The sequence below is a fragment of the Candidatus Eisenbacteria bacterium genome (assembly GCA_016930695.1).
In the GTDB taxonomy this organism is placed as follows: domain Bacteria; phylum Orphanbacterota; class Orphanbacteria; order Orphanbacterales; family Orphanbacteraceae; genus JAFGGD01.
The window spans coordinates 1-13,974 of record JAFGGD010000037.1; the positions used below are offsets into that span (position 1 = coordinate 1).

The window sequence follows — 13,974 nt, forward strand, 5'->3', positions numbered from 1 at the left end:
ACGGTCCGGATGCTTCCGCATCCTCCCTCTTCTCGCTCGCCGACCCACCTCCGCCCGCCTCGATAAATGCTCGACGGGTTTTTTATCATCTCGACGGAGGCGGGCTCCGGTGGGTGCCCGGCGAGTCGAGACGGCCCCGAGAGGGAGCCCGGCGGCGGAAGGGAGGTCGCCCGTACCGCCCCTTCTCCTCAAAGGATCACGCCGTCCGTCCGGGGAGGAAGCGGAGAGGATGGCGGGAGAGGGAGAAGCCCTGGCGGCCCCGAGAGGGAACCCGGCGGCGGAAGGGAGGTCGCCCGTACCGCCCCTTCTCCTCAAAGGATCACACCGTCCGTCCGAGGAAGAAGCGGAAGGGAGGGTCGGGGTTGTCCGGTGCCGAAAACGCCGACGAAGGCATATGTGGACTCTCACGGATCGATTTTCTATTCTGAGGCCGCGGACGTTCTATCGAAACGGGAAGAGGAACGATCAGCGGTGGGTCGATCCGGGAGGCAAGAAAACGTGAGACGCATTTTTACAGTTTTCACGGCGGCCGCCGCCGCGGCCGGATTGCTGTTCGCCTCGGAGGCGTTCGCGCAGGAGGGGACCATCCAGTCTTTCGTCGATGAATTGGCGGTGGGGAAGGAAGCCCCCTCTCGTTTCGTCGATGTCGGGCTCGGCGCGGCGTGGAACGGAACCTTCCGCGTCGCACACGGCCGCGCGATCGCGGATCGATTCACCCTCGCCGCTTTCGTCTCTTATACCGACAGCGAGCGGTCCGCCATACGTGACGAGGCGGACGACTGGGAAGCGAAGGCGTTTCTCGGCGGGCTCTCTCTCCGTTTCTACCCCGCGGCGCTCGCGAAAACCTATCGGGGATACTTTCTCTCCCTCGACGCCGCACTCTCCGTGGCGCGGCACACCTATGAACCGGACGACGAGAGCGACACATTCATCTACCCCGCTTTCGATTTTTATCCGGCGGGATATACCGTTCGCCTCTCCGATCGTTTCCGTGTGGACGCGCTGGCCGGTGTCGGCTACGCGCCCGCCGGAGACCACGTCGAGATCGGCGAACAGGTGAACGACGCGGACGTCTACGCCCTCGCCGACCTCCGGGTTTCCTATTGGTGGTGATCGCAGGAGACCGTTCCCGAATTCCCGGCGCCGATGGAGCGTGACACGATGGAGGAAAAGGACCTGACCTTCGGGCCGGTTCCGAGCCGGCGCTTGGGCCGCAGCCTGGGAATCAACAACATCCCGCCGAAGATCTGTTCGTACTCCTGCGTTTACTGCCAAGTGGGGAGGACGCGGGATATGCGCGTGCGGCGGGGAGAGTTCTACCCGCCGGAGGATCTGATCGCCGCGGTGGAGAGGCGGGTGCGCGGGGCGGAGGAGGCGGGCTCGCCGATCGACTACCTTGCCTTCGTGCCGGACGGGGAGCCGACGCTCGACGTCCATCTCGGCCGCGAGATCGCGGGCCTGAAGAAGCCGGGGCGGCGTGTCGCGGTCATCAGCAACGCCTCCACGATCGACGACGAGTCGGTCCGCGCGGACCTCGCCCTCGCCGATTGGGTCTCCCTGAAGGTGGACGCCGCGGATCGGAAGGTCTGGCGCATGGTCGACCGTCCCCACGGCCGTCTCGACCTCGACGCGATCCTCGACGGGATTCTCGCGTTCCGCCGGCGTTTCCCGGGGGAGTTGGTGACGGAGACGATGCTGGTGCGCGGCGTGAACGACTCCGAGGAGAACCTCGGCGCGATCGCCGCTTTCCTCGCCGAAGTGAAACCGGAGAAGGCCTACCTTTCCGCGCCGACCCGCCCCCCGGCGGAGGAGAATGTATTCCCGCCCGGTGAGGCGACCCTTCAGGAGGCCTATCAGATTTTTCGGGAGAAGGTGAGCGGCACGGAGCTTCTCGTCTGCTACGAGGGGGACGATTTCGAGGCGGTGCGCGGCTCGGCGGAGGAGGAGCTGCTGGGGATCACCGCCGTTCATCCGATGCGGGAGAACGCGGTCTTCGCGCTTCTGGACGGAGCGGGGGCGGACAGGGCGATACTGGAATCGATGATCCGGCGTCGCATTCTCGCGAGAATCGAGTACGGCGGGGAGACGTACTACCTGCGGCGCTTCACGAGGGGGAAGGCGTGATCGAGTGGGAGAGGTGATGAGATAGAACTCCCCCTCTCCGTTCTCCGCCGTGGAAGTATCCTCGGACGATCGACCGAACGGCGCAATTCACCGTACACCGCCCGCGCGGGGGCGCCGGTCTACGCGAAGGCGGCGGCGGCGAAGGTGACCACCGACCCTTCCTCGCCCATCACGGCGCGATCGTAGCGGAGGAGAGAGCCGCGGGCGCCTTCGCCGAGGGCGAGGAGCGTGAGGTGGATCGGCGCGAAGCCGCATACATGGGTGGTGTTGAGGCCCGCGGCGAAGCGGTCCGCGAAGGCGGCGGGGTCGCCGGCGAGCGCCGGGGCGAGGAGCTTCCGGTCGTGGATGTCGAGATCCGCCAGCTCCGGCTCGGTCGGCGCGCGGTCGTGGCCGTAGCGCGGCCCCACGTGGGAGAGATCGGCGCTCGCGACGACGAGCACCCGCCCGTCGTATCCCTCGATCGCCGCGCGGAGCGCCCCGCCGAGCCTCTCGATCCGCCCGCGCGTCTCTTCCGGCGCGTCGTCGCCGAGGTGGTCCGGCTCGTAGGAGCAGAGAAGAGGCGCGATCCGCGTCCCCGCGTCGCCGAAAAGCCGCCTCACGAAGAGGCACTGGAACTCCACGGTGTGCTCGGTCCGGTGCGCCGGCTCTTCGTCGAAGAGCCAACCTCCCGCCGCGTCGTTCACGGCGCGGAGAAAACCCCCGTCCGTCACGGCCGCGCCGAGAGGGGTCTCGAAGTCCTTGGTCGTCGCCGCCGCGAGCGAGGGGAGCGCCCCGTGACAGGTGCCGATCACGACGATCAAAGCCGGTGGATCGCCCGTCCCCACCGCCGCCCGCCACGCCGCGCCGTACACCCCGCCGCCGAGACGAAGGTCGATGTGCGGGGCGACGATCGCCCGGACAATCCCCGCGGGGGGCGCCGTCTCCGGCTCGCCCGCCGACCCGAGGAATCCGTCGGTCCAGCGCTCCCACTCCTCCGCCTCGCCCGCCACGCCGCCGAGATGAACCGCCGGCCGGAGGCTCGATTCTCGCCACTCCCGCTCCGTCTCCTCGCGCCGCGCGCGGAAGCGCTGGTTGTCGAGGAAGCCCGCCTCGTCGAGCTGATCGACGAGGCGCTTCAGATCGTCGGTGAAGAGAATGTCGCCGTGGCGCCGCGTGTAGTCGGCCTGGATGTCGAGGAGGGTGCGCGTCCCGTCGAAGAGGCGGATGATCTCGATGGTCTTCTCGGCGAGGACGGCGGTCCGGTCCGTGTACCCCTCCGGGTCACGAAGCAGCACCGCCCTGTGCCCCTGAAACGTGGTCGGAATCGCCTCCACCGGCCGGAGCCGCGGCTTCTCGTTTCCCTCGTCCGGCATCGCGTCCTCCTCCCGCCGTCGAACGTTCCTCTCAGAGTATGCGGAGAAAGCGCCGCGCGCAAGCGGGCGTTCGGACGCCGGCGTGGACCACTCCGTACCGCGCGCCCCGCGCCGCGTGCGCCCACGGCGCGCCTTGACAGCCCGCCCGGCCGGAGGTAGAAGGGGGACATGAAGTTCCGGGCGTCCTATCTCCTCGCGTTTCTCCTGCCGGTCGCCGCGATTCTGCAGCTCACGAGCGCCGCGCGTATGTCGCCGACGGTGGATGAGACGCACTACGTCGGCGTCGGACGCTATCTCTGGGAGACCGGGGACTGGTCGATGAAGGGGGCGAAACTTCACCCGCCTCTCTCTTATTATTTGAACTCGATCCCGCTCGCCCGCCTCGACGTGCCGGAGGATGTGTGGCGCGCGCCGCATCAGGACGAACGTGGCCGCCGCCTCTTCGCGCTCGCGCCCGCCGGCCGCGTGGTGAATCTCGCCCGCGCGCCGACGATCCTGATCACCGCGCTTCTTCTCCTCCTCGTTTTCGTCGAGACGCGCCGCCTTTTCGGCGGGCGCGCCGCCGCGCTCGCCCTATTCCTCGCCGCGCTCGAGCCGAACCTGCTCGCTCACGGTTCTCTCGCCACGCAGGACATGGTGCTCACGCTCACCCTCTTTCTCGCCGTCGTTCTCTTTCGGCGCTGTAGGGAGAAACCGGGAGCGGGGAGGCTCCTCCTCGCCGGCGCGGCGCTCGGCGCGGCGCTCCTCTCCAAGTACACGGGGCTTCTTCTCGTCGGAATTCTTCCCGCCGCGGCGCTTCTCGACCGGGGCGGGAAACGCGCGCTCGCGGCGCTCCTCCCCCTCGCCGCCGTCGCCCTGATCGTGGTGCACGCCGGCTACCTGCCGCTTCACCTCCGGGCGCCGGAGGAAGCGCCCCGCGCCGGCATGGGCGTTCTTCCCGCCCCCTACGCGGAGGGGATCGAGTACCAGCGCGGCGCGAACACCGGCTATCCCGCTTTCTTCTTCGGCCGCGTCTCCGACCGGGGATGGCGCGCCTACTATCCGGTCGCCTTTCTGGTGAAGACGCCGATCCCCTTCCTCCTTCTCGCCGGCGCCGGCGCGCTCGGGATCCTGCGGAGGCGGGATCGCTCCTCCATCGCCTGGCTTCTCCTCCCGCCGCTTCTCCTGGCGCTCTTCTTCGTCCTCGTGAGCCGGATCAACATCGGGCTTCGCTATCTGCTCCCGGTCTATCCTTTCCTCGCCGTGCTCGGCGGCTCGGCGGCGGCCGGCGCGCTCAAGCGCCGCCGGAAAATCGTCCTCCTCCTCCTCGCCGCGTGGCTCGCGGCGGGAACGGCGATCGCCTGGCCCCATTATCTTTCGTATTTCAACGAAGCGTGCGGCGGGACGCGCGGCGGATCGCGGATCCTCTCCGACTCCAATCTCGATTGGGGGCAGGACCTCCCCGGGCTCGCGCGCTTCCTCGACGAACGGGGCGACCCGGTCGTTTACCTCTCCTACTTCGGAACCGCCGAACCGCACCGATACGGCATCCGCTACCGCTGGCTCTCCGGCTGGCTCTATCACCCGCCCCGGGAGATCCTGGAGGGGGGCGCGCGCCTTCGCCCCGATCCGGACTGGGTCGCCGTGAGCCGCATGGTCCTCCACGGCGTGCGGCTCCCCGACCCGGAGATGTTCCGCTGGCTCGAGAAATACCCGGTGGTGGCGGAGATCGGCGGGTCGATCGTGGTCTTCGACCTGGGCGGCGACCCGGACGCGCATCTCCGTTTCGCCGACATTTACCGGCGTTCGGCAAGGCGCGACTATATGGAGGAGGAGATGCGCCGCGTCGCACAGGAGGAAGCGCCGGGGCGGCCGCGGGGGAGAGGGCGATGAGGCTCGATCCGGACCGGATCCGCCGGGAGACGGTGGAGGAGTTCCTGCGGGTGCGCGGACCGGGGGGGCAACACCGGAACAAGAGCGAGACCGGCGTCCGCCTCCATCATATCCCCACCGGCGTCATCGTGACCGCCACCGAGAGCCGGTCCCGCGCGCGAAACCGGAAGGTCGCCTGGCTTCGCCTGCTGGAGAGGCTCGCCGCGCTCTACGCGCGACCCAAGCCGCGTTTCCCGACGCGCCCCTCCGCCTCTTCGCGGCGCGCCCGCCTGGAGGAGAAGAAACAGCGGTCCCGCGTCAAGCGGAGCCGCCGCCCCCCTTCGAGGGACGAGTGACCGCCGTTCTTCCGCGCCGATCGCCCGACGCCACTTCTTTATAGACATCAATCGTTTTCGCGGCGACCGCCGACGACGAGAAACGGCGCTCCGCCTCGGCGCGCGCGAAGCGTCCCATCCGGCGGGCGAGAGGCGCGTCGCCGGCGATCTCCACGATCCGGCGGGCGAGCGCGTCCGGGTCGCCGTGGGGAACGAGGAAGCCGGACTCCCCGTCCGCAACGAGGCGGGGAAGGCCGCCGACGGGCGAGGCGATCACCGGGCGGCCGACCGCCATCGCTTCCTGCACCGCGACCGGCGCCGTGTCCTGCCGGGAGACAAGAACCGTCATCGCGGCGCGGGCGTACTCCTCGGCGAGGCGTTCCGGCGAGAGCCCGCCGAGAAAGTCGACCCGCCCGACGAGGCCGAGCCGCGCGACCCTCTCGTCCAGGGCGCGCCGGTAGGCGCCGTCCGTGTCGAGCCCCGCGAGCCGCAGCCGGAGCGCGGGCCGCTCCCGCGACGCGATCCGAAACGCGTCGATCAGGTTGCGGAGCCCCTTCCGCGGGATGAGGAGGCCGGAGAAGAGAACGCGGTCCGGTTCCGGATCGCCGGTGGTCTCGAAGAAGAGGGGGGCGACCGGGTTTTCGATCACCCAGGAGCGCGCGTGGGCGAGCGCGTCGCCGTAGTGCTCGCGCACATAGGGGGAGAGGAGGATCACGTTTTGCGCGCGGCGGAGCGCCTCGCCGACGATCCTGTCCCGAAAGGCGGCGCGGAGGCGTTGCATGGGCGCGCGGGCGAGACGATTTTCCGCTTCGATCAGGCCGTGGATGGTGACCACCGTCGGGTACCCGCTGTCGAGTGCGCCGAGGGCGAAGGCGTCGGCGCTGTGGGCGTGCACCACGTCGGGGTCGATGCGGCGGATCGCGGCGGCGATGCGGCGGCGCATCGGCAGGCCGAGGAGGACGTTGCCGAGGAGGCGTGATCCGCCGACGGAATGGATCGTCCGGCCGGGCGCCGGGAAAGTCCCCCGCTCCCAGGCGAGGGAGGCGACCACCACGTGCAGTTCCACTTCCTCGCGGGCGGCGAGCCCCTCGGCGAGGCGGAGCGTCACCGCTTCCACGCCGCCGAGCAGGCGCGCGGGGTCGCGGGGGAAAAGGCCGACCATCGCGATCTTCATGCCGCGCATCGTATCAAATCGACGGAGGCGTTCTCACCTTTTTCCGACGGGAAGGGACGCGGCGGCGCGGGCGTGGAGGAGGCCGGAGGCTCGGCGGTAAAGACGGCGCGCGCGCCGCAGCTCGCGCGCGAGAGCGAGGCGCCTCTCCGGCGGGCCGGGGTGGAGCGTCACGGCGGCTCCGAGGCGGCCCGCTTCGCGCCAGGTCGCGGGTGAGGAGGGGTCCGGAAGGAACCGGGCGGCGCGGAGAAGCGCCTTCCCCTCGTCGCGGAAGGGGACGGCGGATGCGGAAGAGTCGATGAAGTTCGCCGCCCGTTCCAGGTAGAGGGCGAGGCGGATGCGCGCGGCGCCGAAGGCGACCGCGAAATCGCGAAGCGGCGCGAGGAGGGCGATTCTCCGGAGCAGACGCTCCGGCGCGTCGTCGAAGCGCGGATCGCCCAGGAGGAGATCCCGCGCCTCGTCCGTCGATTCGGGGAGGAGCGCCTCCGCGTCGAGGTCGAGGTCCGCGAGGATGCGGTCGTAGGCGGCGACGCCGGACGCGAACACGCCTCCGCTCGCCGGGCGGTACTCTCCCTCGCCGGCCAACGCGGCGCCGCGGAGGAGGGAACGCTCGAAGCGATCGATCCTCTCCCGAAGCGTGTTTTCCGCGCTCCCCTCCACGCGCGCGACCGGTCCGATTCCCGGGACGCCTCGACCGTCCTCGCCGCCGGCGATGCGATAACCGAACGATTCGGCGGCGCGCGCCACCGGGTCGCCGGAGCAGGCCGCCGTCGAGAGAAGGGACCATCGCGGCGCTCCTTCTTCCTTCGCGTGGTGGTGCCAGTAAGCGCGGAAGGAGGCGCCTCCCAGGCCTTCCAGATCGCCGGGAAGAACCAAAATCCCCTCACGGGCGAGAGCCGCGGCGAGGGCGCGGAAGGCGGGAAAGAGGCGGTCCTCCGCCGGGGCGTCGGCGAGGGAATCTTGCATGACGGTTTCGGGGCTCACGGGTTGACGAGCTTACTCCGAGCGGCGCGGCGAAGCAACGGCGGAGCGCCGGAGGTCCTTTCCGTTATACTGAGCGGGCGCGCCGCGTCGCCGGGTGGGCGGCCGCCGCGCGGGAGCGCCGCCATGGATGAACCGAGAGAGAGGAGCGAGGAGATCCGCGTGAGCGCCGTCGAGGCGGGCCGCCGGATCGACGTTCTGCTGCGCGAGCGTTTCCCCGGCGTCGGCCGCGCCCGTTGGAAGGAAGAGATCGCCGCCGGCCGCGTCCTCCGGAACGACCGCCCGGTACGCAAGGGGGAGATCGCTCGCGAGGGGGACAGGATCTTCTTGGTCCCGCCCGACGCCGTACCGTCCATCGCCCCCGACCCGGAGGGGCCTCTCACGGTCCTTTACGAGGACGAGGCGTCGCTGGTGGTGGAAAAGGAGGCGGGGCTCCCGACGCTCCCGCGGAACGGGAGGGACAGGGGGGCGCTCGCCTGCCGCGTCGCGGCTCGCTATCCGGAGACGGCGACGGTGGGGCGCCCCCTCGAGGCGGGGCTCGTCCACCGCCTCGACACCGGCACCTCCGGACTCCTCGTGGCGGCCCGCACCGAAACGGCCTACGTGCTGCTCCGCGACCAGTGGCGAGCGCGCCGCGTGCGCAAGGAGTACCTCGCGCTCGCCGAAGGACGGATCGTCCGTCCCTTCACGGCGGACGCGCCGATCGGCCACCACCCCGGGAGCGCCCGCCGCATGATCGCCGGAGCGGGCGGCCGCGCCGCCGAGACCCGTTTCGAACCGCTCTACGCCGCCTCCGGACGGACGCTTCTCTGGGCGGAGCTGCGGGAGGGACGCCGCCACCAGATCCGTGTCCACCTCGCGGCCGCCGGGCATCCCGTCGCGGGCGATCCCCTCTACGGGAGCGGCGGCGGGGGGAGGATGATGCTGCACGCGGCGCGTGTCCGTTTCATCAGTCCCGCCGGCGACGGCGTTTCGGTCAACGCGATCTCCGACCCGCCCGCCGATTTTCGGGAGCGGCTCGCGGCCGAAGCGGGCGAGGAAGCTTTCGAGTTTATGGAGTCTCGTCTGGAGGCGGTTCGCAGGGAGCGGTGAAGAAGAAGGTGGATCCTCCGCCGAGACGGGAGTCGAGCCAGATCCTTCCCCCCATCTCCTCGACGATGCGCCGCGCGAGGGAAAGGCCGAGGCCGGAGCCGGCGACGGTTCCGGTGTGATACTTCTCCACCTGATAGAACTTGTCGAACACGCGGTCCTGCACTTCCGGCGGGATGCCCGGTCCGTTGTCCCGCACCGAGAACTCCACGTGGTCCGCGCCGTCCAGACGGGCGGCGATCCGGATCTCCGCGCCGTCGCCGTTGGCGAACTTGACGCCGTTCTCGACGAGGTTGTCGAGGACGATGCCCACCTTGTGCGCCGGGATCCACATCTCCGCCGCGGCCGGATCGGTGGACGTCTCGAAACGGACTTCGCGGTCGCGGAACTCGTGCACCAGGTTGACGGCGTAGGTGTCCAGGAAGAGGGAGACGCTCTCGGGCTGCACGTCGTCTTTGCGGAAAGATTCGGGAGAGACGAAGGCGAGCAGCTTGTTCACGTGGCTGAGAAGGTCCTGCGCCGCCCGCGCCACGTCGGTAACCGCCTCACGCTGATCCTCCGAGATGTCGCCGTAGTACCCGTACAGGAACGACTCGGCGTTGGCGGTGATCACCGACAGGGGCGTCTTCAGCTTGTGGGAAACGCTGGAGAGGAAGTCCTCCTGCAGGCGGTTCTCGTTCCAGCGGCGCGTCACGTCCCGCATGGTGAGGATCATGCTCGACACGCCGCCGCCGGGCTCTCGGATCCGCCGGAGAGAAGCCTCCAACACCGACAGGGCGCAGAGGGCCGTTTCGGGGCGATGGATCTCGAAGCGCGCCTCCTCCCGGGCGTGATCGACGAGGGCGGCCCGGTCCGCCTTGACGGTCCGATTCCCGAAGAGGTGGTCGAGCAGATTCGCGCCGCGCGCGTTTTCGACGGGAAGGTCGAGGAAGGAGGACGCCGCCTTGTTGATGATCTCCACCCGCCAGTCGCCGTCGAGAAGAACCACGCCTTCGCCGATTCCGGCGAGAATCGCCTCGGATCGTTTGTAGTCGGCGATCTGCGTTCTGTAGTGGCTGATCCGGATCAGCGAGTGAATTCGCGTGGTCAGCTCGAGGCGGTCGAAAGGCTTGGCGATGAAATCGTCCACTCCCGCCTCGATACCCTTCAGCCGCCGGTCCGCGTCGGCGAATGCGGTGAGGAGAATGATCGGCAGGTGGCGGGTCTCCTTGCGCTCGCGTAGCCGGCGGGTCACTTCCAGGCCGTCCATGCCGGGCATCATCAGGTCGAGCAGCACCAGGTCGGGCGGGCGTTTTTCGATCTCCTCGATCGCCTCCTCGCCGCCGGCGGCGTGGCGAATCCGGTAACCGAATGGGGCGAGCGTCGCCTCGGCGAGCCGGCGGTTCCTCTCTTCGTCGTCCACCACGAGGATCGTCCCGCCCAAACCGGCAGCGCCGCCCGCCGCTTCCGCGGGAGATCTCTCGCCACGCTCCGGAGCGTCGGCGCGTTCGAGGCGGAGCACCTGCTCCACCAGGCGGAGAAACTCGCTCGTGTGGATCGGCTTGGTCACGTATCCGTCGAAGCCCGCCTGTCGGATTTTGCGCAGCTCGTTCCGCATGACGTGGGCGGTGACGGCGAGCACCGGGATCGACGACGTCCTCTCGTCGCTCTTCAGGCGGCGCGTGGCCTCGATGCCGTCCATGCCCGGAAGCTGGATGTCCATCAGGATCAGGTCGGGCCGCTCCCGGAGGGCGGTCTCCACCCCCGAAATTCCGTCCGACGCCTCCAGAACCGCGTGGCCCCTGTAGGCCAGCAGATCCCGGACCAGCTTCAGATTCTTCGGGTTATCCTCTACGACGAGGATTCGCCGTCCACGGCCGTCAGGGCCCATACCTCGTGCTCCTCGGTCCGGCGCTCGCGCAGCAGCGCGTCGATCTCGTCGACCAGCGCCTCCCGGTTCAGGTCGTTCTTGCGGGAAAAGAGCTCGATCTCTCCCCGGAGTTGCCCCTTCTCCTCCTCGCTCAGATCGCGCGCGGTGATCAGGATGATCGGAATGTCCCGCGCCGCCGGATCGGAACGGATCGTCTGGACCACCTGCGGGCAGGGGAGATCGGGGAGAAGAAAATCGAGAAGGATCAGGTCCGGAAGCTGCTCCACCGCTTCCCGGATTCCGGTCTCGCCGTCCGGGGCGCTCCGCACCGTCACGCTCCTGCCGCCCAACACCGCCTCCACCAGCTTGGAAACGGTGGGGTCGTCGTCGATCACCAGGATCTGCCGCTCCTCCCCGTTCTCTCCGGTCTTCTCCCAGACGCGGTCGAAGGCGCCGAGGAGCTGATCGCGGCCGAAGGGTTTCACCAGATAGTCCCGGGCGCCCAAGGAGAAGCCGCGCTCCTTCTCGTCCATTACGGAGCCGATCACCACCGGGATCTCGCGGGTCGCGGGATTTTCTTTGAGTTGTGTAAGAACCTCCCAGCCGTCCGTGTCGGGCAGGAGGAGATCGAGGAGGATCGCGTCGGGAGGGGATTCGACGATTCTCCGCATCGCTTCGCCGCCGGTGCCGGATGTCTCCACGCGATACCCGGCGGAACGCAGATAGGCGGCGAACAGATCGGCGGTCTTCTTCTCGTCCTCCAGGAGATGGATCCGCGGGCCCCGCACCGGTTCCCGGAAGAGCCGGGCCACGCCGCTCGAGTCGATCCGGGAGGAGTCGCCGGCGCTCTCGCCGGCCTCCGCGACCTCGCGGTAAGGAAGCGTGAAGATGAAGCGGCTTCCTTTTCCTTCCTCGCTCTCCACGTGGAGCGTTCCGCCCATGAGTTGCACCATGGAGCGCGTGAGGGAGAGGCCGAGTCCGGTCCCCTCGTAGCGGCGCGCCTCCGAGTCGTCCACCTGCTCGAACTTGTCGAAGATCCTCTCGCGGTCCTTCTCGGGGATGCCGATGCCGGTGTCCCAAACAGTAACGGTCATCGTCCCGCCCGCCGCCGCGGCGCGGATCCCGATCCGTCCTCCCTCGGGGGTGAACTTCACCGCGTTGGCGAGCAGGTTGTAGATCACCTGCTTCAGCTTTCGCTCGTCCGCCTCGATCAAGCCGGGCAGGTCCTCCGTTTCCACTTCGATGCGGATGCCGTGTTGGCCCGCCTTTTCCTTGATCATCACCACCGAGCGGCGGATCAGATTTTCCGGGCCGAAGCGGGAACGCTCGACCCGCATCATTCCCGCTTCGATCTTCGAGAGATCCAGGATATCGTTGATCAGCGAGAGCAGATGATGTCCGCTCTCCCAGATGTCGGAAATGTACTCGCCCTGCTTTTCCGTCAGTTCGCCGAAGCACCGGTCCCGGAGAACCTCGGAGAAGCCGATGATCGCGTTCAGCGGCGTGCGCAGCTCGTGGGACATGTTGGCGAGGAAGACCGACTTTCTCTGGTCCAAACGTTTCAGCTCCCGGTTGGAGGTCTCCAGGGCGACGCGGTTCGCCTGGAGGCGCCGGTCCCTCTCGCGAAGCGACCGCACCATGGTGTTGAAGCTGGACGCCAGCGTCCCGATTTCGTCCTTGGACGTGACCGCCACGCGTTGGGTGAGGTCGCCGCCGGCGATGAGCTGGGCGGTTCGGGCGATCCGCTTCAGCGGGCGCGTGATCACCCGGAGGCTGAAGAGAAGGAAGAGGAGCGAGACGAGGAGCGCCGAGAGCGCCGCCAGCACGATCTGCGGGATTACGGTGCGCAGATGGGCGTTCATGTTTTCATGGGAGAGACCGACCACCACGTACCCGAAAAACTCGTCCGGCGCCGCGCTCTTCGGTGAAACATCGCGATCCTCCGCGTCCCAGAGGAGCGACTCGTCCTCCGCCGCGTCGGTGCGCCGGCGCAGGATCGGCGTCACGATCTGGGAGTAGCGCTCCCCCTTCGGGCCTTCGGTGGTTCGGGCGCGTGTATCGTAGAGGGAGGCGCGGAGCGGAAGGGCGCCGAGAACGTGGGCGCGGAGTCCCGGGTCTCTGTAGGACTCGTGGAGCAGATCCCCACCGTTCCCTACGATCAGCACGTAGGCGACGTCCGGTTCCTCCAGCGCGCCGCGGGTGGCGGACTGTAGCGATCGCGCGTCTCCGGTGAACACGCCGTACCAGGCGTTGTAGGCCACGTAACGGGAGATGGCGGCCCCCTTCATCTCCAGTTCCCGGCCGAGCATGTCGAGGGTTTTGGAGACGAAGGCGACGCCCAGGAAAGTGGTGATGAAGAAGGTGAGCAAACCCACCAGGAGCGTGAAGCGGTGGCGAATGTCGGACCCGATAAAGGCCCGCAGCCTCCGGATCGGCGCCCACCCGGCTCCGGCGAGACGTTCTCGTAACGGCATGGTGCTGCTCTCCCTGCGCATCGCCCGCGCGCGGCTCGCCTCGTCCGAGCCCGCTTCGGCCGTGGGGAACCGGTCGACGGGGGGCGGGCTTCTCCTACCGCGTATCGGCAACATCAATGAGAACAATTAGAAAGGCGGGGCGCGCGGCCGGGACCGCCGGTAAGTGGCGGCGTTTTCCCCTCCGCCGAAGGACGGGGTTTGCTAAGATCGCGTTTCTGTGTAGACTGAAGTTCGATGTGGTTCGCGAACCGGGGAAGCCGGGGCGAATCGGGACCTGAAATCGACAACCGTAAGGAGGAAACGATGCCGAGTTCGAGCTTCCAGAGCGTTCTGGCCTCCTGGAAGGGGGGAGACGTCACCATCGTCAACCCGCAGAGCTTCCGCCGGGGCGCGATCACCGACGCGATCGATCTGGAGACGTTCACCGCCAAGCTGGTGCACGTGGGCGACGACCACTGTGAGGTATGCTACGAGGCGAAGAAGAAGGGCGAAGTGGAGCCCGTCACCCAGTACATTCCCTTCACCCAGATCCGCCGACTTTCGATCTGGGGTTCGGAGCACATGATCCACATCTGATCGCGGCCGCGCGCCGACGGAACGTTTCCCTAAGCCCGGGACCGGCCGGCGCGCCTCGTCCTCGAGACCCGACCGGAGCGGTTCGCCCCCCCGTTCCGCGCCGAAACGGCGCGCCGCGCGCAACCGACGCCGACCCGCCCTCGCGACGCCCCCCGCGCCGCATCGGCGGGTC

Annotated in this window: 11 protein-coding genes; 6 read left to right on the top strand and 5 right to left on the bottom strand. The window is 68.7% G+C overall.

The window, feature by feature from the left end; all coding sequences use genetic code 11:
* Positions 1-498 precede the first annotated feature (498 nt).
* Both JW958_09305 and JW958_09310 read left to right on the top strand, forming a co-directional pair.
* Positions 499-1,113 carry a hypothetical protein gene (locus JW958_09305; GenBank protein ID MBN1826452.1) on the top strand — a complete coding sequence of 205 codons (615 nt, stop codon included), beginning with the start codon at positions 499-501 and terminating at the stop codon, positions 1,111-1,113.
* A 48-nt stretch (positions 1,114-1,161) separates the two neighbouring features.
* Positions 1,162-2,124, top strand: a complete 963-nt coding sequence (locus tag JW958_09310; GenBank protein MBN1826453.1) for a radical SAM protein — start codon at positions 1,162-1,164, stop codon at positions 2,122-2,124.
* Positions 2,125-2,243: 119 nt separating this feature from the next.
* Here the strand turns inward: JW958_09310 and amrB are convergent, their stop codons facing one another.
* Entirely contained in the window at positions 2,244-3,476 is a 1,233-nt protein-coding gene (gene amrB, locus JW958_09315) for an AmmeMemoRadiSam system protein B (GenBank protein ID MBN1826454.1), read from the bottom strand.
* Positions 3,477-3,644: 168 nt separating this feature from the next.
* Here amrB and JW958_09320 point away from each other — a divergent pair, with 168 nt between their 5' ends.
* Positions 3,645-5,348 (top strand): glycosyltransferase family 39 protein, encoded by a 1,704-nt coding sequence (locus JW958_09320; protein ID MBN1826455.1) that lies wholly within the window; start codon positions 3,645-3,647, stop codon positions 5,346-5,348.
* Positions 5,345-5,683, top strand: coding sequence for a peptide chain release factor-like protein (locus JW958_09325; GenBank protein MBN1826456.1), 339 nt, complete (start codon positions 5,345-5,347; stop codon positions 5,681-5,683). Before JW958_09320 ends, JW958_09325 begins: the two co-directional genes overlap by 4 nt.
* On the opposite strand, the gene JW958_09330 is transcribed toward JW958_09325, so the two are convergent.
* Positions 5,646-6,836 (bottom strand): glycosyltransferase family 4 protein, encoded by a 1,191-nt coding sequence (locus JW958_09330; protein ID MBN1826457.1) that lies wholly within the window; start codon positions 6,834-6,836, stop codon positions 5,646-5,648. The two genes, JW958_09325 and JW958_09330, sit on opposite strands and share 38 nt — an antisense overlap.
* 33 nt (positions 6,837-6,869) lie before the next feature.
* The gene (locus JW958_09335; GenBank protein MBN1826458.1) at positions 6,870-7,799 is read right to left on the bottom strand and encodes a hypothetical protein; all 930 of its coding nucleotides are present in this window, start codon (positions 7,797-7,799) and stop codon (positions 6,870-6,872) included.
* A gap of 141 nt (positions 7,800-7,940) precedes the next feature.
* On the opposite strand from JW958_09335, the gene JW958_09340 reads away from it, so the two are divergent.
* Entirely contained in the window at positions 7,941-8,906 is a 966-nt protein-coding gene (locus tag JW958_09340; GenBank protein MBN1826459.1) for an RluA family pseudouridine synthase, read from the top strand.
* Here the strand turns inward: JW958_09340 and JW958_09345 are convergent.
* Positions 8,866-10,773: a response regulator gene (locus JW958_09345; protein MBN1826460.1), complete on the bottom strand. Its 1,908-nt coding sequence runs from the start codon at positions 10,771-10,773 to the stop codon at positions 8,866-8,868. The two genes, JW958_09340 and JW958_09345, sit on opposite strands and share 41 nt — an antisense overlap.
* Positions 10,734-13,226: a response regulator gene (locus JW958_09350; protein ID MBN1826461.1), complete on the bottom strand. Its 2,493-nt coding sequence runs from the start codon at positions 13,224-13,226 to the stop codon at positions 10,734-10,736. Before JW958_09350 ends, JW958_09345 begins: the two co-directional genes overlap by 40 nt.
* Before the next feature lie 303 nt (positions 13,227-13,529).
* Here JW958_09350 and JW958_09355 point away from each other — a divergent pair, with 303 nt between their 5' ends.
* Positions 13,530-13,802, top strand: coding sequence for a hypothetical protein (locus tag JW958_09355; protein ID MBN1826462.1), 273 nt, complete (start codon positions 13,530-13,532; stop codon positions 13,800-13,802).
* The last annotated feature ends 172 nt before the right edge of the window (positions 13,803-13,974 follow it).

Excerpts from the sequence above, each read along its gene's own strand:
- JW958_09310 (MBN1826453.1), top strand. The coding sequence starts at position 1,162 with ATGGAGGAAAAGGACCTGACCTTCGGGCCGGTTCCGAGCCGGCGCTTG.
- amrB (MBN1826454.1), bottom strand. The coding sequence starts at position 3,476 with ATGCCGGACGAGGGAAACGAGAAGCCGCGGCTCCGGCCGGTGGAGGCG.
- JW958_09320 (MBN1826455.1), top strand. The coding sequence starts at position 3,645 with ATGAAGTTCCGGGCGTCCTATCTCCTCGCGTTTCTCCTGCCGGTCGCC.
- JW958_09325 (MBN1826456.1), top strand. The coding sequence starts at position 5,345 with ATGAGGCTCGATCCGGACCGGATCCGCCGGGAGACGGTGGAGGAGTTC.
- JW958_09330 (MBN1826457.1), bottom strand. The coding sequence starts at position 6,836 with ATGAAGATCGCGATGGTCGGCCTTTTCCCCCGCGACCCCGCGCGCCTG.
- JW958_09335 (MBN1826458.1), bottom strand. The coding sequence starts at position 7,799 with ATGCAAGATTCCCTCGCCGACGCCCCGGCGGAGGACCGCCTCTTTCCC.
- JW958_09340 (MBN1826459.1), top strand. The coding sequence starts at position 7,941 with ATGGATGAACCGAGAGAGAGGAGCGAGGAGATCCGCGTGAGCGCCGTC.
- JW958_09345 (MBN1826460.1), bottom strand. The coding sequence starts at position 10,773 with ATGGGCCCTGACGGCCGTGGACGGCGAATCCTCGTCGTAGAGGATAAC.
- JW958_09350 (MBN1826461.1), bottom strand. The coding sequence starts at position 13,226 with ATGCCGTTACGAGAACGTCTCGCCGGAGCCGGGTGGGCGCCGATCCGG.
- JW958_09355 (MBN1826462.1), top strand. The coding sequence starts at position 13,530 with ATGCCGAGTTCGAGCTTCCAGAGCGTTCTGGCCTCCTGGAAGGGGGGA.